We start from the raw sequence: 21,744 nt of genomic DNA, 5'->3' as shown, positions 1-21,744 counted from the left end.
AAGGAACACGAGGGCCAGCGTAGCCGCTGCTCAGTCGCTGGGCAATCCGAGGTTGTGCAAGTGGACAATCAGTCGCTGACGCAGTTGTTCCAGGTGCGGCACGGTCAGCTCATGGCGTTGGGCGATCTTGCAGGCATAACCGAGCAAGTAGCTGATTTCAGTGCGGCGCCGATTGGCGACATCCTGGTACATCGAGGAGTAATTGGCGGCCGTGGCCTGGATCACCCGTTCGACTTCCGGCTGCAAATCTTCGGCCGCCGCGGGCTGGCCGCAACGTTTGAGCAGGTCGGTGAGCTCCGCGCACAGGGTCGCCACTTCGCAGCGGTGTTCCTGCAAACCGCCGTTCTTGCAGTGATGCAGCACGGTCAGCGGGTTGATTGCGCAGTTGAGCGCCAGCTTGCGCCAGAGCCGGGTGAGGATGTCGGCACTCCATTCGTGGGGAATGCCGGCAGCGGTCAGGTCGTCGAGCCAGAACGGCGCCACTGGGTGAGCTGCGTCGCCCAGCCAGGTGTAGCCGTGGCCGGCGAACACCACGCGCCAGTCACCGTCGCGGAACGCGCCTTCGGTGCTGGAGGCGCTGACGCATCGGGCTTGGGGCACGCAATTGGCCACCGCGTCCTGGCTGCCGAGGCCGTTCTGCAGCAGGATCAGTTCCGATTCGGCGTCCAGGCGGTGGGCCACCGAGGCCACGGCGGCTTCCGCGTCGTAGGCTTTGCAGGCCAACAACAGGCGCCTGATCGGCGCCTGGCTGTCCGCCGTTTCGCCGGGTATGGGGTAACACTGCGCCTGGCCCTGTTCCACCAGCGTCAGGCCGCCGGCGCTGCGGTAGGCCTGCAAGCGGGCTTCGTTGCGCAGCACCAGCCGCACCGGCAACCCGGCCCGGGCCAGGCGCGTGGCCCACAACGTGCCGAGACTGCCGGCCCCCAGGACATGCCAGGTGGTGGGCATCAGTTTTTTACTCGGATTGGCGCAGGCATCTGAGGGCTCGCAGTGTCGACAGGAAAAGAGCCGTTATAATGAGCCCGATTTTAACCACAAGCCAAGCGCGCGCCGTTGATACTGGCGCGCCTTTTATTTGGAGAACACTACATGCCGTCATTCGACGTGGTATCCGAACTGGACAAACACGAAGTCACCAACGCGGTTGAAAACGCCGTCAAGGAACTCGACCGTCGTTATGACCTCAAGGGCAAGGGCAGTTTCGAGTTCAAGGAAAAAGACCTGACCGTGAACCTGACCGCCGAGGCCGATTTCCAGCTCGAGGCGATGATCGAGATCCTCAAGCTGGCGCTGGTCAAGCGCAAGATCGACGTGCAGTGCCTTGAGGTCAAGGACGCCTATGCCTCCGGCAAGCTGATGAAACAGGAAGCCGTGCTCAAGGAAGGTATCGACAAGGAACTGGCGAAGAAGATCGTGGCTCATATCAAGGACGCCAAGCTCAAGGTGCAAGCCGCCATCCAAGGCGAGCAGGTGAGGGTCACCGGCAAAAAGCGTGACGACTTGCAGGAAGCCATTGCGGCCCTGCGCGGCAAGGAATTCGGCATGCCGCTGCAATTCAATAATTTCCGCGACTGATACTTCGGTTGTATGGAAATTCTGTGACGGGGGGCTTGTGTAGGAGCTGCCGAAGGCTGCGATCTTTTGATCTTTTGATTGTTCGCTTGAGACTCAAGTGTCTGGGGGAGGATCGCAGCCTCGTTGCACTCGACAGCTCCTACACAGCTCCTACAGGGCTTCTATATGGGGCTTCTACGCAGCTCCCAGGTTTCTTCGTCAGAGATGCCGCGTGCAACAGAAATAAGGAGAGTTAGATGGACTTGAATGCTGAAGTGGACAACCTGGTCAGGGCTTCCCAGGCCTGGGTCCCCATGATCATGGAATACGGCAGCCGCGTGCTGCTGGCGGTCATCACCCTGGCCATTGGCTGGTGGTTGATCAACAAAGTGACACGCAAACTGGGCGCGCTGCTGGCCCTGCGTAACGCCGACCTGGCACTGCAAGGGTTTATCAGTACCTTGGCCAACGTCATCCTGAAAATATTGCTGATGGTCAGCGTCGCTTCGATGATCGGTGTGGAAACCACCTCGTTCGTCGCCGCCATCGGTGCCGCCGGCCTGGCGATTGGCCTGGCCTTGCAGGGCAGCCTGGCGAACTTCGCCGGCGGCGTGCTGATCCTGCTGTTCCGTCCGTTCCGCATCGGTGACTGGATCGAAGCCCAGGGTGTGGCCGGTACGGTGGACAGCATCCAGATCTTCCACACCGTGATTCGCACCGGTGATAACAAAACCGTCATCGTGCCCAACGGCAATCTCTCGAACGGCATCATCACCAACACCAATCGCCAGCCGACCCGCAAGGTGGTGTTTGATGTCGGCGTGGATTACCAGGCCGACCTGCAAAAAGCCCGGGAAGTGTTGCTGGCGCTGGCCAAGGATGAGCGTGTGCTGGCTGATCCGGCCCCGCAAGCGGTGATTTCTACCTTGGGTGACAGCTCTATCACGGTGTCACTGCGGATATGGGTCAAGACGGCTGATTATTGGGATGTCATGTTCATGCTCAATGAGCAGGCGCGGGATTGCTTGAAAGAGGTCGGTATTGATATTCCGTTTCCACAGCGCGTGATTCGGGTGGTTCAGGAAGGGGCGGCGCAGTAACGATTTGAATATAACCTGGCATTGGGATCAGGTTGTATTTAGTTAGCTTGCTAAATAAGCGCTTGTGTAAAGACTGAAATTCAGTCGAAAAAAAACCGCTCACCTGGATCAGGTGAGCGGTTTTTGTTTGTTACGGTGCAGCTATCGAATTAGCACTGAATTACAAGATGCTCAGTGGGTATTCGACGATGAAGCGGAAGTCGTTGACGTTACCACCATCATAGGCATTGTTCGAACGAGCGATTGCGCTACGAATGCGGAGGGACAGGTCTTTCGCTGGGCCGCTTTGCAGAACGTACTTGGTCTCGAAGTCGAACTCATGTTCCTTACCTTCACCGGAAGCAGTGGTGATGTTGTCGCCTTTGATGTAGCGAGTCATGAAGCTCAGGCCAGGAACGCCGTAGGACTTCATGTTCAGGTCGTAGCGAGCTTGCCAGGAGCGCTCGTCTTCACCGTTGAAGTCGGAGTATTGGACGGAGTTGGCGAGGAAGATAGTACCACCGCCGTCTACGCCATACTTATAGCCGCTATCACCCGAGGAGCGTTGGTGCGCCAAGGTAAACTTGTGAGCGCCGACGCTATAGGCTGCCGCGAGGGACCAGATGCGGTTGTCAACGTCACCGTCCAGTTCCTGACCTTGGCTTTTGCTGTCATAGCCGTTGAAGTCGAAGTTCAGGGACTGATCTTCGCTGATCGGCATGGTGTAGTTCAGGTTCAGGTACTTTTTCTTGTAGTAGTCTTCGATGTCGGAAGCAGCTACACCGGCTACAAAGTTGTCGGTGAACTGGTAGGTTGCACCGGCAATGTCAGCCGACTTCAAACCGAGGCTGTCGCGGCCCATGTGGTTCTGCGCACGCATGGAAGTGAAGCGACCGGCGCTCAATTCGAGACCTTTGATTTCCTTGCTGGTGATCAAAGTACCGGTGGCGACTTCTGGCAGCAGACGGCTGTCGTCTGTGGAGAAGACTGGGCTGGCAACGTACTGGTTGCCGTACTTCAGAACAGTGTCGGAGAAACGGAATTTGACCGCGCCGCCAACGTTGGATTGGGTGTCTTCCGGATGACCTTCGCTATCCTTGCCGAACATGCCGTTACCGGTACGACCGGCGCCGCTGTCCAGTTTGATCATGCCATTGGCCAGCGCGTCCAGACCAAAACCAATGGTGCCTTGGGTAAAGCCCGACTCGTAAACAGCCTGTACACCCAGGCCTGTTTCTTCGCGATAACCTTTTTCACGAGTTTTGTTAGGTGTGGACTGGCCGTTGGATTCACCGTGTTTGAAATCACGGTTCATGTACAGCATACGACTTTTGACATTCAGGCTCTGATCTTCAAAAAAGCCCTTGGATTCTTCCTGGGAAGAGGCCACTGCGAACTGCGAAACGCTGGCCGATACAGCCAGTGCGATCATGCTCCACTTCATCACGCGCATCGTGATTTGCTCCTTTGGTTTTTAGAAGAGTACTGCCGTCCCACCTGTTTTTTTATCTGGGCGGCTCTTTCTTTTTGTGTCGGCGCAAACTTATATCACGCCGACATTATTGGCGATACTTGCCCATTCAACCTTTCAGCTTCTTTACGACCATGTCGCCAATGGCTCGATCCATGTCGCATTTCAGCTATTCCGACGCAACCGTATTCACAACTCTAAGGTTGTTTTTCTTTTTCCGGCATCGGTGTAAAGAGTCCGTCATTACCGCGTTTGAAGCTCCTGTGGGCAGCCTTGCCACTTTAATTTGTGTGTCGGCAGGTGCTCGCTTCCGGCGGGCCCTTCGGACAGTGTGGGGATGAATGCAACAAGCATGCTCAAACCCGGATTTCGTTTACATTTTTTTCACATTCTACCGATTGACGCGGTGAAACCTCATGAAACCGGGCTCCAAAGGCCTTGTTTTAAATAGGGTTGACTCCCGTGTGCTGCTCGTGTTCAGCACCGACAAACGTGGCGAGACAACCAAAAATGTTACCGGTTCACCCTACCCAGTGAGTAAATCACGGATGCTTTGTGCACTGAAGCGTAGACGTGCTGTGCTGTTTTGGTGCAAAAAATTTTTAAGCTGTACGAAAAATTTACAGCCTCGATGCTGTGCCTGTGCCCTGGAACGGTCCTGTCGAGACCCTATCGGGGTGCTTGCGCTGTGTTGGTGCGCCAGCTTGCACGGGTTGATGCCGGGTGTTGAAAAAAACATTCGAAGTCGAGCATCAGGACAGTACGCAGTGATCGATCCGGCGTTCGCGGGTATGCTGCGCCTCTGAGTCCGATGCAGGCCTGCGGGCCGCTAAACCGGGCAGAACCGATAACGAGCGAGGAGTACGCGCGGTGTTCGCTTTAGATCCACGACTGCAACAAGACACATTGCCCATCGGTGATTTCCCGTTGTGCCGGTTGCTCTTGTCCAACGATTCGAACTACCCGTGGTTCATTCTCGTACCGCGGCGGGAAGATATCAGCGAATTGTTTCAATTGGATGACGCTGATCAGCAGCAGCTGTGGAAAGAAACCACGGCGCTGGCCGAAACCCTCAAGGATTCGTTCGATGCCGACAAGATGAACGTTGCAACCCTGGGTAACGTCGTCAGTCAATTGCACATGCATGTCATCGTGCGTAGGCGTGATGATGCCGCCTGGCCTGCGCCGGTCTGGGGCAAGCACCCGGCGCAGCCTTATAATGCAGGGCAGGTCGCGGCGATTCGTGAACGGTTGCGAGTGGCCTTGACCGATGATTTCAAGTTTCTGGAGGGCTGAATCATGAACCTTGAAGACCGCGTGACCGATCTGGAAAGCCGCTTGGCGTTTCAGGATGACACCATCCAGGCATTGAATGATGTACTTGTGGAGCAACAGCGGGTCGTCGAGCGTCTGCAGCTGCAGATGGCGGCGTTGCTCAAGCGCCAGGAAGAAATGGCCGGGCAGTTCGAGTCGTTCGAAGAAGAGGCACCGCCTCCTCACTACTGATTGAGCCCGACTCCCGTTTGACGGGCAATAAAAAACCGCGAGCAGCCAGGCTGCATCGCGGTTTTTTTACGCTTGGATCAGCGGCGCGGCAGCGCGGCGATCACATCTTCGGCCTGCAGGCCCTTGTCGCGGTTCATCACGGAGAACTCCACGCGCTGGCCTTCCACCAGGACGCGATGGCCTTCGCCACGAATGGCCCGGAAATGCACGAAAATGTCATCGCCGGAGTCGCGGGAGATGAAGCCGAACCCTTTGGAGGTGTTGAACCACTTCACCGTGCCGGTATCGCGGTTGGACATGTCGTAGTTCTGCGCAGCGGCGGCCGGCGCCGACTTCTTGTAGAAGCTGACGGCCAGGTGCAGTGCCACGGCGAGCAGTGCTGCACCCAGGCTGAACACAATGGCCGGTTGACCACCGATTTGCGGCATAGGCGCCAGCAGGGCCAGGGTTTGCAGGGCAACGGCCAGCACCAGCAGGACGCTGACCAGGTTTTGCAGTTGGTGACGTGGACCTTTGTTCCAGTAAGGGATGACGGGTGCAAGGGTCAGGTTGAGCAGGCCGAAAAAGGCCAGGTACAGTGCATCGGGGTGTTGCAGGTAAGGTGTGGCTTCGGAACCCAGGCTAGGGATGAAGGACAGCAGCAGGGCAGCTGCGCCCATTAGCAAGTGGACGATTTTCAACATTTTGATTGGCTCACGGTTAAGACAGATCACTAAGGAAGAGCTGGTCGGGGGCGGTTCGCTTCGAAACAATGAGAGGCGTTGGACACGTACCCGAATCAGCCTATGCGCCACACCCGGGAAAATAAGCGTAGCGACACACTGCCTATTTAACAGCAAAGCCCCGGCCTTCTCAAACTCGTTACGGGCGCGTACCGCGCTGTTCGTCGGCCAGAAAAGACCAGCCGCTGCTTGAAGGTGCCAGGCAAACGGCGTTGATTCCTACGGGGCGTCGGAACCGCTCGCTGTCCTGGCTTGTCGGTTCAGGAGGGCTGGCGATCTGTCGCAGGCCATAGGCGGCCAAAACCACTAGAGTTTGGGGCGTTGTCGAATTCATCACCGTCAGGAGATCAACCAACATGGCAATTGATATCGGTATCAGTGAAGAAGACCGCAAGTCCATCGTCGACGGGCTTTCGCGCCTGCTGTCGGACACCTATGTGCTGTATCTCAAGACCCACAATTTCCACTGGAACGTCACAGGGCCCATGTTTCGGACCCTGCACCTGATGTTCGAGGAGCAATACAATGAGCTGGCCCTGGCGGTGGATCTGATTGCCGAGCGAATTCGTGCCCTGGGTTTCCCGGCCCCAGGGGCCTACTCGGTGTACGCGCGCTTGTCTTCTATTAAGGAAGAGGAAGGGGTGCCGGGTGCCGAAGACATGATCCGGCAGCTGGTCGAGGGTCAGGAAGCGGTAACGCGTACGGCCCGTGGCATCTTTCCTTTATTGGACAAGGTCAGCGATGAGCCCACCGCCGACTTGCTGACCCAGCGCATGCAGGTTCACGAAAAGACCGCGTGGATGCTGCGCGCGTTGCTGGAGGGACAGTGACCCCTTAGGCAGGTGCTGACGTGGAGTGGGCAGCATTCCCAGCGAGCGGCGTGTAGGACGGCGTAATTCGTCGCCTGCCTGCTGTTGGCTTGTCCTACGTCCATGGTCATAAAGTCGTCTGGAACTGGCGATGCCGTTGAGCTTCCATAGAGCCACAGATGGATTGTTCCAACTGAGAGGCTCGTATGGCAAAGGAGTGTCAACGGTATGATTCAAGGAAAAGAACCGGGGGAGGGGGGGCATGGGCGTTTCCAGCCCATCAGCGTCGATCCGTTCGTCAGGGGGTTCGATATGCAGTTGGTGCGTCCCCTGGCCCGGTCCATTCGTCTGAACGGGTTCGCCACCTGTCTGCGGCTGGAACAGGTCTATTGGGATATCCTCGGCGACATGGCCCAGCTCAACAGCTGCTCCATCAGTACGTTGCTGTCCCATGTCGACAGGGAAGTGCACCTGCGCCATGGCGGGGTGCGCAATTTTAGCGCGCTGGTGCGTGTGGTTTGCGTGGTGCACAGTTTGAAGGAGGCGGGAATGGATCATGGTGCGGCGTAGGCGCTGCCCAAGGCTGCGATCTTTTGATCTTGATCTTGATTTCGCTTGCGACTCAGGTGTCTGGGGCAAGATCGCAGCCTCGTTGCACTCGTCAGCTCCTACACGCGGTCTTACGGCTGCACAGGCCGCATTTAATGGATATAATCCCGCTCTTTGCCGCAAAGCCTCGCCTTTGCGCGAGTAACCTGATCGCCGAGACAACCCCATGCCGATGTACGACTATCAATGTGCTTCCTGTGGTCATCAGATGGAAGCCATTCAAAAGATCAGCGCGGCACCGCTGGTCGACTGCCCTGCCTGTCAGGCGCCAGAACTGAAAAAGATGCTGTCCATGCCTGGTTTCCGCCTCGGTGGCACAGGCTGGTATGAAACCGACTTCAAGACCGGCGCCAAGAAGAATTTGGCCGGTGGCGACAAAGCTGATTGAGTTGAACACGCGCGAGTGCTTGCACGGGCAGGTCCTCCAACCGAATTTCGAATTACGAGAAGTGAAACCACTACCATGATGCGCAGCCATTATTGCGGCCAACTGAACGAAAGCCTGGAAGGCCAGGAAGTTACTCTTTGCGGATGGGTCCATCGTCGCCGTGACCATGGCGGGGTGATTTTCCTCGATATCCGTGATCGTGAAGGCCTGGCCCAGGTGGTGTTCGATCCGGACCGCGCTGAAACTTTCGCCGCCGCCGACCGCGTGCGCAGCGAATATGTGGTCAAGGTCACCGGCAAGGTGCGCCTGCGTCCGGCCGGCGCCGGCAACGCCAACATGACATCTGGCATGATCGAAGTGCTGGGCTACGAGCTGGAAGTGCTCAACGAATCGGAAACCCCGCCGTTTCCACTCAACGAATACTCCGATGTGGGCGAAGAAACCCGCCTGCGTTACCGCTTCATCGACCTGCGTCGCCCGGAAATGGCCGAGAAGCTGCGCCTGCGTTCGCGCATGACCACCAGCATCCGTCGTTATCTGGACGAGAACGGCTTCCTCGATGTCGAGACGCCGATCCTGACCCGTGCCACGCCGGAAGGCGCCCGCGACTACCTGGTGCCGAGCCGTACCCACCCCGGCAGCTTCTTTGCCCTGCCGCAATCGCCGCAGCTGTTCAAGCAACTGCTGATGGTGGCCGGTTTCGACCGCTACTACCAGATCGCCAAGTGCTTCCGCGACGAAGACCTGCGTGCCGACCGTCAGCCTGAGTTCACTCAGATCGATATCGAGACCAGCTTCCTCGACGAAAAAGATATCATGGGCCTGACCGAAGGCATGATCCGCAACCTGTTCAAGGAAGTGCTGGGTCTGGAATTCGGCGAGTTCCCGCACATGACCTTCGAAGAGGCCATGCGCCGCTACGGTTCCGACAAGCCAGACCTGCGTAACCCGTTGGAGCTGGTGGACGTGGCTGACCAGCTCAAGGACGTCGAGTTCAAGGTGTTCAGCGGCCCGGCCAACGACCCGAAATGCCGCATTGCGGCCCTGCGCGTTCCTGGCGGGGCCAGCATGCCGCGCAAGCAGATCGACGACTACACCAAGTTCGTCGGCATCTACGGCGCCAAGGGGCTGGCCTACATCAAGGTCAACGAGCGCGCCGCGGGTGTTGATGGCCTGCAATCGCCGATCGTGAAAAACATCCCTGAGGCCAGCCTCAATGTGATCCTCGATCGCGTGGGCGCGGTTGACGGCGACATCGTGTTCTTCGGCGCCGACAAGGCCAAGATCGTCAGCGAGGCCTTGGGCGCGCTGCGCATCAAGCTGGGTCACGACCTGAAGCTGCTGACCTGCGAGTGGGCACCAATGTGGGTCGTTGACTTCCCGATGTTCGAAGAAAACGACGACGGCAGCTTCTCCGCGCTGCACCACCCGTTCACCGCGCCGAAGTGCTCGCCGCAAGAGTTGGAGGCCAACCCGGCCACCGCTCTGTCGCGCGCTTACGACATGGTCCTGAACGGCACCGAGCTGGGCGGTGGTTCGATCCGTATCCATCGCAAGGAAATGCAACAGGCGGTGTTCCGCTTGCTGGGCATCGACGAAGCCGAGCAGGAAGAGAAGTTCGGCTTCCTGCTTGACGCCCTGAAATACGGTGCACCGCCCCACGGTGGCCTGGCCTTCGGCCTGGACCGCCTGGTGATGCTGATGACGGGCGCCCAGTCGATCCGTGAAGTGATCGCGTTCCCGAAAACCCAGAGCGCGGCCGATGTCATGACCCAGGCGCCGGGTGTGGTGGATGCCAAGGCGCTGCGCGAGTTGCACATCCGTCTGCGTGAACAGCCAAAGGCTGAGTAAGGCTGGCACCTGAGAGGGCGCATCTTCGGATGCGCCTTTTCATTGGGGTCGATATTTCTGGTTGCCGGCGGTTGCGCAAGCGCACGGCGGGCAATGTTTCAAAGAAAAACCGGAGCGAGTTATGGCAGGTCATTCCAAGTGGGCGAACATCAAGCACCGCAAAGAACGTCAGGATGCCAAGAGAGGCAAGATTTTCACCAAGTGGATCCGTGAGCTGACGGTCGCGGCCCGCCAGGGTGGCGGCGACCCAGGTTCCAACCCGCGCTTGCGCCTGGCCCTGGACAAGGCGCTGGGTGCCAACATGAGCCGTGACATCATCGACCGGGCGATCGCCCGTGGCGCAGGTGCGACCGAGGCTGACAACGTTGAAGAGCTGACCTACGAAGGTTATGGCCCGGGAGGCGTGGCGGTGATGGTCGAATGCATGACCGACAACCGCAACCGTACTGCCGCCGCCGTGCGTCACGCGTTCAGCAAGTGCGGCGGCAACCTGGGCACGGACGGCTCGGTGGCCTATCTGTTCGAGCGCAAGGGGCAAATCAGCTTCGCGCCGGGCCTCGATGAAGATGCCCTGACGGAGGCGGCGCTGGAGGCCGACGCTGATGACGTGGTCGGTCATGAAGACGGTTCGTTCGACGTGTTCACGTCGTTCGCCAGCTTCTATGCCGTGCGCAACGCTCTGGAAGCGGCCGGTTTCAAGCCCGCCGACGCAGAAATCGTCATGCAGCCAACGACCAGTGCCGAACTGGACCTGGAAGGCGCCGAGAAGGTGCTCAAGCTGATCGACATGCTGGAAGACCTGGATGACGTGCAGAACGTTTATTCCAACGCCGATATTCCGGAGTCGGTGGCTGAACAGTTGGGCTGACGGGCGAAATGCTGCACTGAAGTGTGTTTGAGATCATCGTGGCGAAGGAGCCAGCTCCCGCTTGAACCTGTAGGAGCTGGCGAAGCCTGCGATCTTTTGATCTTGATCTTGATCTTTCGCTTGAGATTCAAGTGTCTGGGGAAAGATCGCAGCCTCGTTGCACTCGACAGCTCCTACACCGACAGCTCCTACACAGCGCCTAAACGGGGTCTACACAGCTTCTGCGTAGCTCGGCGGGAGCTGGCTCTCTCGCCACGGATTCACTGCAAGCCTTTGATGAGCTGTATCCTCTTGTAACCCGCATTACCTTTCGCAGGTGTTATGACTTTAATCCTTGGTATTGACCCCGGTTCGCGCATCACCGGCTACGGTGTGGTTCGCGATACCGGGCGCGGCTGTGTGTACGTCGCCTCTGGTTGCATTCGCACCGGTGCGGGTGAGCTGCACGAGCGTTTGCAGATCGTTTATCGCGGTGTACGCGAAGTCATCCAGACCTACGGACCGGTCACCATGGGCATCGAACGGGTCTTCATGGCGCGCAACGCCGATTCGGCCCTGAAGCTGGGGCAGGCCCGGGGCGCGGCCATTGTGGCGGGCGCCGAGGAAAACCTGGAGATCGCCGAGTACACCGCGACCCAGGTCAAGCAGGCGGTCGTCGGCACCGGGGCGGCGAACAAGGAGCAGGTGCAAATGATGGTGATGCATCTGTTGAAACTGGTCAGCAAGCCGCAGATCGATGCCTCCGACGCCCTGGCCATCGCCATTTGCCATGCCCATACCCGTTCCAGTCTGTTGCCTCACGGCCTGGGAACCGCACGCAGTCGTGGCGGGCGCCTGCGTCTCTGATAGCATCAGCGCTTCATTCATGAGCCCGAGTAAGTTGTGCCTGTGTCGTCGGCCTTTATGCTCGTGTCGATATTCGCCAGCCAGCGGCTGGCCAACACCCAAGGATCTGAAACGTGATTGGACGCTTGCGCGGCACCCTGGCTGAAAAACAGCCGCCGCACCTGATTCTGGATGTAAACGGCCTGGGCTACGAGCTGGAGGTGCCCATGACCACGTTGTATCGCTTGCCGTCGGTCGGCGAGCCGCTGACCCTGCATACCCATTTGGTCGTGCGCGAGGATGCGCAGTTACTCTATGGCTTCGTTGGCAAGCGCGAGCGGGACTTCTTTCGCGAGCTGATCCGTCTCAATGGCGTCGGCCCGAAACTGGCCCTGGCCTTGATGTCGAGCCTGGAAGTCGATGAATTGGTGCGTTGTGTGCAGTCCCAGGACACCTCGGCCTTGACCAAGGTGCCGGGTGTGGGCAAGAAAACCGCCGAGCGCCTGCTGGTCGAACTCAAGGACCGCTTCAAGGCCTGGGAGGCGGTGCCGGCCATGTTCGCCCTGGTGCCGAACCAGCCGGACGCGCCTGAGTCTGCGGCCGGCGCCGAAAACGATGCGGTCACTGCACTGATCTCCCTGGGCTACAAGCCGCAGGAAGCCAGCAAGGCGATTTCCGCCATCAAGGAAAAAGGCCTGAGCACTGAAGACATGATTCGTCGTGCCCTGAAGGGAATGATTTAAGTGATTGAAGCTGATCGTCTGATCGCCGCCACGGGCGCGCCCCGTGACCGCGAGGAAATCCAGGACCGGGCGATTCGTCCTGTCAGCCTGGCCGACTACATCGGTCAAGCGACCGTGCGCGAGCAGATGGAGTTGTTTATCCAGGCCGCCCGTGGGCGCAGCGAGTCCCTGGACCACACTTTGATCTTCGGCCCGCCGGGCCTGGGCAAGACCACCCTGGCCAACATCATTGCCCAGGAAATGGGTGTCTCGATCAAGAGCACGTCGGGGCCGGTCCTCGAAAGGCCGGGGGACCTGGCGGCACTGCTGACCAACCTAGAGCCCCATGACGTGCTTTTCATCGACGAAATCCATCGACTGTCGCCGATCGTCGAGGAAGTGCTGTATCCGGCCATGGAAGATTTTCAACTCGACATCATGATCGGTGAAGGGCCGGCCGCACGCTCCATCAAGCTCGACCTGCCGCCCTTCACCCTGGTGGGTGCCACCACCCGCGCGGGCATGCTGACGAACCCGTTGCGGGACCGTTTCGGTATCGTCCAGCGCCTGGAGTTCTACAACAACGCCGATCTGGCGACGATTGTCAGCCGCTCGGCGGGCATCCTCGGGTTGCCGCTGGACCCGGACGGTGCGTATGAGATCGCCCGTCGTGCCCGGGGTACGCCGCGGATCGCCAACCGTCTGCTGCGCCGGGTCCGGGATTTTGCCGAAGTCCGGGCCAAGGGCCATATCACCAAGCCGATTGCCGACCTGGCGTTGAATCTGCTGGACATCGACGAGCGTGGTTTCGATCACCAGGACCGGCGCCTGCTGCTGACCATGATCGAGAAGTTCGACGGTGGCCCGGTGGGCGTGGACAGCCTGGCCGCGGCCATCAGCGAAGAGCGTCACACCATTGAAGATGTGCTGGAACCGTACCTGATCCAGCAGGGCTACATCATGCGTACCCCTCGCGGGCGCGTGGTGACCCGTCATGCTTATTTGCATTTTGGCTTAAACATCCCGACACGAATGGGTGAAATGCCGGTGGTAGACGAGTTTCTCGATGCCGTGGACGATTGAGCGAGCTCTGTTCGCCGACTTTTTTCCAGTTCGTGCTGTCCCAGACGACGCCTGGAGCGTCAATGCGTTCGAGAATGAAAAAAACAGTTGCCTGGCTGATTGGCAACCTGAGGAGTAAGCACTAGAGTATGCGCGCGCAAAACGGGCTGGAGTCGTTCGCACATCGCTGTCGCGTTTATTACGAGGACACCGATGCTGGCGGCATCGTTTACTACGTCAATTACCTCAAGTTTATGGAACGGGCTCGAACCGAACGGCTGCGGGAACTGGGTTTTGCCCAATCCGCGCTGGCAGGGGAGGACCTGTTATTTGTCGTGCATTCCAGCGAAGCGCGTTACCACGCGCCGGCGCGATTGGACGACGAGCTTCTGGTCAGTGCCGATGTCATCGAATTAAACCGTGTCAGCCTGCGTTTCAAGCAGCAGGTCAGGCGGGCGACGGATAACGTGCTGCTCTGTGAAGGGCAGTTTTTGGTGGCCTGTGTGCGCACCCATAGTTTGAAACCCCGGGCCATTCCCGAAACTCTACGTGCGGCCTTTGCCGGCGTGAGCGGCGCGGGTACACACTCAGAGCAGGAGATAAAGCGTGGAAGCTAACGTCGTCGACCATACCTCCATGTGGAGCTTGGTCAGCAATGCCAGCGTCGTGGTGCAGTTGGTAATGCTGATCCTGGTAGCCGCATCGGTGACCTCATGGATCATGATTTTTCAGCGCAGCAACATGCTGCGCGCCGGTCGCCGTGCCCTGGAGAGCTTTGAAGAGCGCTTCTGGTCCGGCATCGACTTGTCCAAGCTCTACCGTCAGGCCGGGAGCAACCCGGACCCGGATTCGGGCGTGGAACAGATCTTCCGTGCCGGCTTCAAGGAATTCTCCCGTCTGCGCCAGCAGCCAGGCGTTGACCCGGAAGCGGTGATGGAAGGCGTGGCCCGCGCCATGCGCGTGGCCATCTCCCGCGAGGAAGAAAAACTCGAACAGGGTCTGTCGTTCCTCGCCACCGTTGGTTCGGTCAGCCCGTACATCGGCCTGTTCGGTACCGTATGGGGGATCATGAACTCCTTCCGCGGCCTGGCCTCTGCCCAACAAGCGACCCTGGCCACCGTGGCCCCGGGTATCGCCGAGGCGTTGATCGCCACCGCCATCGGCCTGTTCGCGGCCATTCCGGCCGTGATCGCCTACAACCGCTTCGCTGCTCGCAGCGAAACGCTGACCGGCCGCTACTACACCTTCGCCGATGAATTCCAGGCGATCCTGCACCGCAAAGTGCACACCAGCGAAGAATAAGCAGGTATTTCCCAATGGCTTTAATCGCTCGAGCCCGAAAAAAGCGCAAGCCGGTTGCCGAGATGAACGTGGTGCCCTACATCGACGTGATGTTGGTACTGCTGGTCATCTTCATGGTGACCGCGCCGATGCTCAATCAGGGCGTGAAGGTCGATCTGCCCAAGGTTTCCAGCGAAGCCTTGCCGCAGGACAACAACACCCAGGTACTGACCATTTCGATCAAGGCTGACAAGACCTACTACTGGAACCTTGGCAGCGAAGTCGATACCGAGAAGCAGCAGGACCGGGCCATGACCTTGCCGCAGATGACCGACGCGGTGACCAAGATCATTCGTGTCGGCAACGATGCCGGCAAGCGTACCCAGGTCTTCATTCGCGGCGACAAGACCGTCGACTACGGTGCTGTGATGGGCGCCATGGGCGGTCTGCAGAAAGCCGGGGTCGGTAATGTTGGCTTGATCACCGAGGCCCCCTGATGCAGCAACAGCGAGAGCCGTCCGCCTCGGAAAGCTACTTCTGGCCCAGTGTCATGGCAATCGGCCTGCATGTGCTGGTGTTCGGCATGCTGTTCGTCAGTTTTGCCATGACTCCGGAGCTGCCGCCGGCCAAGCCGATCGTGCAGGCGACGTTGTACCAGCTCAAGTCGAAAAGCCAGGCGACCACCCAGACCAACCAGAAGCTCGCCGGTGAGGCGAAGAAATCTGCTGCGCGCCAGACCGAAGTCGAGCAGATGGAGCAGAAGAAGGTCGAGCAGGAAGCGATAAAGGCCGCGGAACAAAAGAAAGAGGAAGCGGCTCAAAAGGCCGAGCAAGCCAAGAAGGCCGATGAGGCGAAGAAGGCCGACGAAGCGAAAAAGGTTGATGAAGCCAGGAAGGCCGACGAAGCGAAGAAAGCCGCCGAGGCCAAAAAGGTAGAAGAGAAACAATTGGCTGATATAGCCAAGAAGAAGGCCGAAGAAGAAGCCAAGAAAGCCGCTGAAGAAGAGGCCAAGAAAGCGGCCGCTGAAGCAGCGAAGAAAAAGATCGTCGAGGACGCGAAGAAGAAAGCGGCCCAAGACGCCAAGAAGAAAGCTGAAGCTGCAGAGGCGAAAAAGAAAGTCGCCGAAGACGCGAAGAAGAAAGCCGCCGCCGACGCCGCCAAGAAAAAGGCCCAGGACGCAGCGCGTAAATCCGCCGAAGACAAAAAGGCCCAGGCCTTGGCAGATTTGCTTTCCGACACGCCGCAGCGCCAGCAGGCCTTGGCCGATGAGCAGGGCGATGAAGTCGCCGGCAGCTACGATGATTTGATTCGCGCCCGAGCGGCAGAAGGCTGGGCTCGTCCACCTTCGGCGCGCAAAGGCATGACGGTAGTATTGCAGATCGGCATGTTGCCCGACGGTACGGTTACCTCGGTCAACGTCGCCAAGTCCAGTGGTGACGGCCCGTTCGACGCTTCGGCGGTCGCAGCGGTCAAGAACATTGGGCGATTGACGGAAATGCAAGGAATGAAGCCGAGCGACTTTGCTCCCTATCGTTCATTCAAGATGACATTCACACCTGAGGATCTAGCCTTGTGAGAAACCTTCTTCGATCAATGCTGGTCGTTATCTGCTGCTTGGCAGGGATAGCGGTAGCAGAGGAAAAGAACATCCTGGTCACCAGCGGCAGCGACCGGGCGACCCCGATCGCCGTCGTACCGTTCGGCTGGCAGGGCGGTAGCGTCCTGCCGGACGACATGGCGGAAGTCATCGGCAACGACCTGCGCAACTCGGGTTACTACGCGCCGATTCCGAAGCAGAACATGATCAGCCTTCCGACCCAGGCCAGCGAAATCATCTACCGCGACTGGAAAGCCCTGGGCGCCCAGTACCTCATGGTCGGCAGCATCGTGCCGGCCGGCGGTCGCCTGCAGGTGCAGTACACCCTGTTCAACGTCGCCACCGAACAGCAAGTGCTGACCGGCAGCGTGTCGGGCAGTGTCGATCAGTTGCGCGACATGGCGCACTACATCGCTGACCAGTCGTTCGAGAAGCTCACCGGCATCAAGGGCGCGTTCTCTACGCGCATGCTCTATGTGACGGCCGAACGCTTCTCTCAGAACAACACCCGCTACACCCTGCAGCGCTCCGACTATGACGGCGCGCGTGCGGTGACCTTGCTGCAATCGCGCGAGCCGATCCTGTCGCCGCGCTTCGCCCCCGATGGCAAGCGCATCGCCTATGTCTCGTTCGAGCAGAAGCGTCCACGCATTTTCGTGCAGCACATCGACACCGGTCGTCGTGAGCAGATCACCAACTTCGAAGGCCTGAACGGCGCGCCAGCCTGGTCGCCGGACGGATCGCGCCTGGCGTTTGTGCTGTCCAAGGACGGTAATCCGGACATCTACGTGATGAACCTGGCTTCGCGTTCGATCTCTCGCGTCACCAAGGGCCCGGGCATCAACACTGAGCCGTTCTGGGGCAAGGATGGCTCGACCATCTACTTCACCTCTGACCGTGGCGGCAAGCCACAGATCTACAAGACCAGTGCCGGTGGTGGCGGTGCCGAACGCGTGACGTTCGTCGGTAACTACAACGCCAACCCTAAGCTGTCGGCGGACGAAAAGACCCTGGTGATGATCCATCGCCAGGATGGTTTCACCAATTTCAAGGTGGCGGCCCAGGATTTGCAACGCGGTAGCGTAAAAATCCTCACTGATAGCACTCTGGACGAGTCACCCACTGTTGCGCCCAACGGCACCATGGTAATCTACGCCACCCGCCAGCAGGGCCGGGGAGTCTTGATGCTCGTGTCCATTAATGGACGCGTAAGGCTCCCGCTTCCTACCGCTCAAGGCGAAGTCAGAGAACCGTCCTGGTCCCCTTACCTGAACTGACGCGGCGCTATACGTTTTACTTAACACACTGGGGTTCATTAGGAGTTTCACGATGGAAATGCTGAAGTTTGGTAAATTTGCTGCGCTGGCTCTGGCCATGGCTGTAGCTGTAGGTTGCTCGTCCAAAGGCGGCGACAATGCCGGTGAAGGCGCTGTTGATCCAAACGCTGGTTACGGCGCTAACACTGGTGCAGTTGACGGCTCCCTGAGCGAAGAAGCTGCTCTGCGCGCAATCACCACCTTCTACTTCGAATACGACAGCTCGGACCTGAAGCCAGAAGCCATGCGCGCTCTGGACGTTCACGCCAAAGACCTGAAGTCGAACGGCGCTCGTGTTGTTCTGGAAGGCAACACCGACGAACGTGGTACTCGTGAGTACAACATGGCACTGGGCGAGCGTCGTGCGAAAGCCGTTCAACGCTACCTGGTACTGCAAGGTGTTTCCCCAGCTCAGCTGGAACTGGTTTCCTACGGCGAAGAGCGTCCAGTTGCTACCGGCAACGACGAGCAGTCCTGGGCTCAAAACCGTCGCGTCGAACTGCGTAAGTAATTCGTCATGCGAACGTGCCGTCGTGCTGTAACTGTTCTGGCTCTCAGTCTCGCGCCGCTTGCGGTGTGGGCTGCGGTTCCTGTGGTTGATAACGATACTGGCTATAACAATAGCGGGAGCAGTTATCCGCCTGCAGGCTACGGTACGAACGGCGCCTATGCCGGGGGAGGGGTTTCGACCCCTGTCTCGGCACAGGGCGAGCTGTTCAACCAGCTCCAGCAAATGCAGGATCAGCTATCACGCCAACAAGGTGCGATTGAAGTTCTGCAAAATGAAGTATCGCGCATGAAGCAGGAAAGCCTGGAGCGATACCAGGATCTTGATCGGCGCATAGGATCCGGCGTTGCACCTGCCGCGACTCCTGAGAATTCTCCTGCCGGTGGCGATTTGAACGCCCCCGGTGCGGCTGCAGGCGCTTCAGCACCTGCCGCCAGTGGCGAGCCGGCTGATCCGGCGAAGGAAAAGCTCTACTACGATGCTGCCTTCGACCTGATCAAGGCCAAGGATTTCGACAAGGCCAGCCAGGCCTTTGCCGCGTTCCTGCGCAAATACCCAAACAGTCAGTACGCGGGCAATGCCCAATACTGGTTGGGTGAAGTGAACCTGGCCAAGGGCGATCTGCAAGGTGCCGGCCAGGCATTCGCCAAGGTTTCGCAACTGTATCCCAAGCACGCCAAGGTGCCGGATTCGCTGTACAAGCTGGCAGACGTGGAGCGCCGCCTCGGTCATACCGACAAGGTGAAGGGTATTCTGCAGCAGGTGGTGGCCCAATATCCGGGCACATCCGCTGCTCAATTGGCCCAGCGTGATCTGCAACGCATGTAGGTCGGCTTGACCTGTTTCGAAGAAACCCGCGCCTGTCGCGGGTTTTTTCGTTAGAATTCACGCCCTTTTATGAAACACGCTTTTTGGGATCTGCGCGCTGGCGGGGTTCCTTGAAGTGCCTGACGGAGGCGGACAGCCTGTTTAGCTGTTACGCCCGTGGCGACTATGCAAGACACATTGAGAATCACCGAAGTTTTTTACTCGTTGCAGGGTGAAACGCGAACGGCTGGGCTGCCCACGGTTTTTGTGCGCCTCACTGGCTGCCCATTGCGTTGCCAATACTGCGACAGTGCCTATGCTTTCAGCGGCGGCACCTTGCGAACCCTCGACGATATCCTGGAACAAGTGGCCAGTTATCGTCCGCGTTATGTCTGCGTCACGGGCGGCGAGCCATTGGCGCAACCCAGCGCCATCCCCTTGCTCAAGCAGTTGTGTGATGCCGGTTATGAGGTTTCGCTGGAAACCAGTGGCGCCCTGGACATCTCGGCCGTCGACCTGCGTGTCAGTCGCGTCGTGGACCTGAAGACCCCAGGCTCCAAGGAAGCGCATCGCAACCGTTATGAGAACATTCAACTGCTGACGCCCAACGATCAGGTCAAGTTCGTCATCTGTTCGCGGGAAGACTATGACTGGGCCGTGTCCAAGCTGATTCAATACGGCCTTGACCTGCGAGCCGGCGAAGTGCTGTTGTCGCCAAGTCATCACGATTTGAGCGCCCGCGAGCTGGCGGATTGGGTGGTGGCGGACAATCTGCCGGTGCGCCTGCAACTGCAACTGCATAAATATCTTTGGAACGACGAGCCAGGGCGTTGATATGACTGAACATTCGAACATTGCAGAAAAACGTGCGGTCATCCTGTTGTCCGGTGGTCTGGATTCGGCCACGGTCGTGGCCATGGCCCATGCCGAGGGCTACCGCTGCTACACCATGAGTTTCGATTATGGCCAGCGTCACCGCGCAGAACTGCACGCCGCTGAGCGAGTGGCCCGGGACCTGGGCGCGGTGGAGCACAAAGTGATCGGCTTGAACCTCAATGGCATTGGAGGCTCGGCCTTGACCGACAGCTCCATCGACGTACCCGAGGCGCCTAGCGAAGGTATTCCGGTGACGTATGTGCCGGCGCGTAACACGGTGTTCCTGTCCTTGGCATTGGGCTGGGCTGAAGTGCTGGGCGCCCGTGACATTTTTATCGGCGTCAATGCCGTGGATTATTCCGGCTACCCGGATTGCCGCCCGGAGTTCGTCGAAGCCTTCGAGCGCATGGCCAACCTGGCGACCAAGGCCGGCGTGGAAGGGCAGGGTTTCCGCATCCAGGCGCCGTTGCAGAACCTCAGCAAGGCTGACATCGTCAAGGCGGGTGTGAAGCTTGGCGTGGACTACGGGCTCACTGTTTCCTGCTATCAGGCCGACGATCAGGGCCGTGCGTGTGGCAAATGCGACAGCTGCCGCCTGCGTGCAGAAGGCTTTGCGGCGGCGGGCGTGAGCGATCCAACCCGTTATTTTTGATTTATTTCAAATTAAGTGTTGAATAGTCCTTAGAAATCAGTATTATACGCGCCACCACACAGCGGGTCGTTAGCTCAGTTGGTAGAGCAGTTGGCTTTTAACCAATTGGTCGTAGGTTCGAATCCCACACGACCCACCATTTTTTGCAGTTTTAAAAGTCTGGAAGGCCCACGAAAGTGAGGATTTCCGGATTTTTTTTTGCCTGATGAAAAGTCGAAGCCTGAACCGCTCGACGATTCGAGCGGTTTTCGGCGGATTAAAGCAGGCCGTCCTCGGCACATACTTTGATGATCTGTTCGCGAAACCAGCTATTGGCGCTGTCCTGGCTCGTTTTTTCGCTCCACATCATGTCCAGCGTGAAATTCGGCAGACCTGCCGGTGGTCGACGATGGCTGAATGTGTCCTCGTCGCAGGTCAGCGCCTGAATGCGTCGAGGCAGCGTCAGGATGAAGTCGGTATCGGTGATCATGTTCAATGCCGCGACGTAGCTGTTGGCTCGAGCGACGATCTGTCGGTGATAGCCTTGCCGGGCGAGCCATCCATCGATCATGTTGGTGTCGGATGTCCAGGGTGTCGGAAAAACATGCTGGCAGGCGACAAACGCTTCCAGGTTGAACGCCTCTTCTGGCAATGTGAAGTGCTTATCGACCACGCACACCAGTTCATCTTCCAGTAGTACTTGCGAGCGCAATCCCTTGCCGCCTCGATGGAAGTTCGGACCGAAACAAATAACCAGGTCGAAACGACCGTCCATCAACTCGTCGGTTGGAATGTCCCTGTAAAATTTAGTGATATTAATGATGACCGGAAAGCGGCTGCCAATAAAACGTTTGACGAGTTTAGGTACGACAAGGAGTTCAAAGTATTCGGGGGCGTAGACATTGAAGGTTATCTCTTTCTGGGTCGGGTCGAATGCCGGGATGCCAGAATGACATGTGTTTATTGTTTTAAGGATATTAACCAGATGAGGGTACATGGAAGTGGCTTTGCTTGTAGGCAGCATGCCACTACGGGTATTAACATAAAGTTCATCTTCGAAGCTCGTACGCAGCTTCTTCAGGCAATAGCTTACGGTTGACTGGCTGACACAAAGGGCTTCGGACACCTCGGTGACGCTGCTCTGCTCGTACACCGCGACAAACACCATCAGGTCTTGGATATCCAGCTTTCTAAGCGCATTACTATTAAGCATAAGGTCCTTCTTGACGCATCCCGTTGGTAGCATCCCCGACTTTTATGAC

The 21,744-nt window shown here is 58.4% G+C and carries 25 protein-coding genes and 1 tRNA gene; 22 read left to right on the top strand and 4 right to left on the bottom strand.

Annotated features, from left to right (window positions below):
• Positions 1–30: 30 nt before the first annotated feature.
• Positions 31–948 (bottom strand): putative 2-dehydropantoate 2-reductase, encoded by a 918-nt coding sequence (locus tag AACY42_RS01420; RefSeq protein ID WP_339475557.1) that lies wholly within the window; start codon positions 946–948, stop codon positions 31–33.
• A gap of 141 nt (positions 949–1,089) precedes the next feature.
• Between AACY42_RS01420 and AACY42_RS01415 the strand changes: the two genes are divergently transcribed.
• Both AACY42_RS01415 and AACY42_RS01410 read left to right on the top strand, forming a co-directional pair.
• A complete protein-coding gene (locus AACY42_RS01415; RefSeq protein WP_003205057.1) occupies positions 1,090–1,575 on the top strand; it encodes a YajQ family cyclic di-GMP-binding protein in 486 nt (161 codons plus the stop codon).
• 236 nt (positions 1,576–1,811) lie between these two features.
• Positions 1,812–2,654: a mechanosensitive ion channel family protein gene (locus tag AACY42_RS01410; protein ID WP_339475555.1), complete on the top strand. Its 843-nt coding sequence runs from the start codon at positions 1,812–1,814 to the stop codon at positions 2,652–2,654.
• A gap of 160 nt (positions 2,655–2,814) precedes the next feature.
• Here AACY42_RS01410 and AACY42_RS01405 read toward each other — a convergent pair whose 3' ends face one another.
• Positions 2,815–4,086 carry an OprD family porin gene (locus AACY42_RS01405; protein WP_339475553.1) on the bottom strand — a complete coding sequence of 424 codons (1,272 nt, stop codon included), beginning with the start codon at positions 4,084–4,086 and terminating at the stop codon, positions 2,815–2,817.
• Positions 4,087–4,974: 888 nt separating this feature from the next.
• On the opposite strand from AACY42_RS01405, the gene AACY42_RS01400 reads away from it, so the two are divergent.
• Positions 4,975–5,400 (top strand): HIT family protein, encoded by a 426-nt coding sequence (locus AACY42_RS01400; RefSeq protein ID WP_116641427.1) that lies wholly within the window; start codon positions 4,975–4,977, stop codon positions 5,398–5,400.
• A gap of 3 nt (positions 5,401–5,403) precedes the next feature.
• Entirely contained in the window at positions 5,404–5,610 is a 207-nt protein-coding gene (locus AACY42_RS01395) for a SlyX family protein (protein ID WP_042728752.1), read from the top strand.
• 77 nt (positions 5,611–5,687) lie between these two features.
• Here AACY42_RS01395 and AACY42_RS01390 read toward each other — a convergent pair whose 3' ends face one another.
• Positions 5,688–6,293, bottom strand: a complete 606-nt coding sequence (locus AACY42_RS01390) for a cold-shock protein (RefSeq protein ID WP_058542617.1) — start codon at positions 6,291–6,293, stop codon at positions 5,688–5,690.
• 395 nt (positions 6,294–6,688) lie between these two features.
• Here AACY42_RS01390 and AACY42_RS01385 point away from each other — a divergent pair, with 395 nt between their 5' ends.
• From AACY42_RS01385 to AACY42_RS01300, 18 genes are all read left to right on the top strand, one after another.
• Positions 6,689–7,162 carry a Dps family protein gene (locus tag AACY42_RS01385; RefSeq protein WP_014339923.1) on the top strand — a complete coding sequence of 158 codons (474 nt, stop codon included), beginning with the start codon at positions 6,689–6,691 and terminating at the stop codon, positions 7,160–7,162.
• Positions 7,163–7,369: 207 nt separating this feature from the next.
• Entirely contained in the window at positions 7,370–7,711 is a 342-nt protein-coding gene (locus tag AACY42_RS01380; protein WP_058542616.1) for a ribbon-helix-helix domain-containing protein, read from the top strand.
• A 205-nt stretch (positions 7,712–7,916) separates the two neighbouring features.
• The gene (locus AACY42_RS01375) at positions 7,917–8,138 is read left to right on the top strand and encodes an FmdB family zinc ribbon protein (RefSeq protein WP_003178589.1); all 222 of its coding nucleotides are present in this window, start codon (positions 7,917–7,919) and stop codon (positions 8,136–8,138) included.
• Between the two features lie 75 nt (positions 8,139–8,213).
• Positions 8,214–9,989 carry an aspartate--tRNA ligase gene (aspS, locus tag AACY42_RS01370; RefSeq protein WP_339475548.1) on the top strand — a complete coding sequence of 592 codons (1,776 nt, stop codon included), beginning with the start codon at positions 8,214–8,216 and terminating at the stop codon, positions 9,987–9,989.
• Between the two features lie 121 nt (positions 9,990–10,110).
• A complete protein-coding gene (locus tag AACY42_RS01365; protein WP_039591693.1) occupies positions 10,111–10,857 on the top strand; it encodes a YebC/PmpR family DNA-binding transcriptional regulator in 747 nt (248 codons plus the stop codon).
• Between the two features lie 321 nt (positions 10,858–11,178).
• Positions 11,179–11,703: a crossover junction endodeoxyribonuclease RuvC gene (gene ruvC / locus AACY42_RS01360; protein WP_014339919.1), complete on the top strand. Its 525-nt coding sequence runs from the start codon at positions 11,179–11,181 to the stop codon at positions 11,701–11,703.
• 113 nt (positions 11,704–11,816) lie between these two features.
• Positions 11,817–12,425 (top strand): Holliday junction branch migration protein RuvA, encoded by a 609-nt coding sequence (gene ruvA / locus AACY42_RS01355; protein ID WP_339475539.1) that lies wholly within the window; start codon positions 11,817–11,819, stop codon positions 12,423–12,425.
• Positions 12,426–13,487, top strand: coding sequence for a Holliday junction branch migration DNA helicase RuvB (gene ruvB, locus AACY42_RS01350; protein ID WP_339475537.1), 1,062 nt, complete (start codon positions 12,426–12,428; stop codon positions 13,485–13,487). It abuts the gene before it with no gap.
• A gap of 128 nt (positions 13,488–13,615) precedes the next feature.
• Positions 13,616–14,083: a tol-pal system-associated acyl-CoA thioesterase gene (ybgC, locus tag AACY42_RS01345; RefSeq protein WP_123415693.1), complete on the top strand. Its 468-nt coding sequence runs from the start codon at positions 13,616–13,618 to the stop codon at positions 14,081–14,083.
• Positions 14,073–14,768 carry a protein TolQ gene (gene tolQ / locus AACY42_RS01340; protein WP_339475530.1) on the top strand — a complete coding sequence of 232 codons (696 nt, stop codon included), beginning with the start codon at positions 14,073–14,075 and terminating at the stop codon, positions 14,766–14,768. The genes ybgC and tolQ overlap by 11 nt, the downstream gene beginning before the upstream one ends.
• Positions 14,769–14,791: 23 nt before the next feature.
• A complete protein-coding gene (gene tolR / locus AACY42_RS01335; RefSeq protein ID WP_161798348.1) occupies positions 14,792–15,244 on the top strand; it encodes a protein TolR in 453 nt (150 codons plus the stop codon).
• Entirely contained in the window at positions 15,244–16,323 is a 1,080-nt protein-coding gene (gene tolA / locus AACY42_RS01330; protein WP_339475527.1) for a cell envelope integrity protein TolA, read from the top strand. Before tolR ends, tolA begins: the two co-directional genes overlap by 1 nt.
• Positions 16,320–17,621, top strand: coding sequence for a Tol-Pal system beta propeller repeat protein TolB (gene tolB / locus AACY42_RS01325; RefSeq protein ID WP_445261530.1), 1,302 nt, complete (start codon positions 16,320–16,322; stop codon positions 17,619–17,621). Before tolA ends, tolB begins: the two co-directional genes overlap by 4 nt.
• Positions 17,622–17,673: 52 nt before the next feature.
• A complete protein-coding gene (pal, locus tag AACY42_RS01320; protein ID WP_003205029.1) occupies positions 17,674–18,171 on the top strand; it encodes a peptidoglycan-associated lipoprotein Pal in 498 nt (165 codons plus the stop codon).
• A 6-nt stretch (positions 18,172–18,177) separates the two neighbouring features.
• A complete protein-coding gene (gene ybgF, locus AACY42_RS01315; protein WP_339475524.1) occupies positions 18,178–18,996 on the top strand; it encodes a tol-pal system protein YbgF in 819 nt (272 codons plus the stop codon).
• A 165-nt stretch (positions 18,997–19,161) separates the two neighbouring features.
• The gene (gene queE, locus AACY42_RS01310) at positions 19,162–19,809 is read left to right on the top strand and encodes a 7-carboxy-7-deazaguanine synthase QueE (RefSeq protein ID WP_339475523.1); all 648 of its coding nucleotides are present in this window, start codon (positions 19,162–19,164) and stop codon (positions 19,807–19,809) included.
• 19 nt (positions 19,810–19,828) lie between these two features.
• Positions 19,829–20,503 carry a 7-cyano-7-deazaguanine synthase QueC gene (queC, locus tag AACY42_RS01305; protein WP_339475718.1) on the top strand — a complete coding sequence of 225 codons (675 nt, stop codon included), beginning with the start codon at positions 19,829–19,831 and terminating at the stop codon, positions 20,501–20,503.
• A gap of 63 nt (positions 20,504–20,566) precedes the next feature.
• Positions 20,567–20,642, top strand: a tRNA-Lys gene (locus tag AACY42_RS01300).
• A gap of 117 nt (positions 20,643–20,759) precedes the next feature.
• Here the strand turns inward: AACY42_RS01300 and AACY42_RS01295 are convergent.
• Positions 20,760–21,695: a LysR family transcriptional regulator gene (locus AACY42_RS01295; RefSeq protein WP_339475521.1), complete on the bottom strand. Its 936-nt coding sequence runs from the start codon at positions 21,693–21,695 to the stop codon at positions 20,760–20,762.
• Between the last annotated feature and the right edge of the window lie 49 nt (positions 21,696–21,744).

The sequence above is a fragment of the Pseudomonas sp. RL_5y_Pfl2_73 genome (assembly GCF_963970515.1).
Lineage (GTDB): Bacteria > Pseudomonadota > Gammaproteobacteria > Pseudomonadales > Pseudomonadaceae > Aquipseudomonas.
The sequence above is the reverse complement of the archived record's forward strand: the minus strand, read 5'-3'. Positions and strand labels throughout refer to the sequence as shown.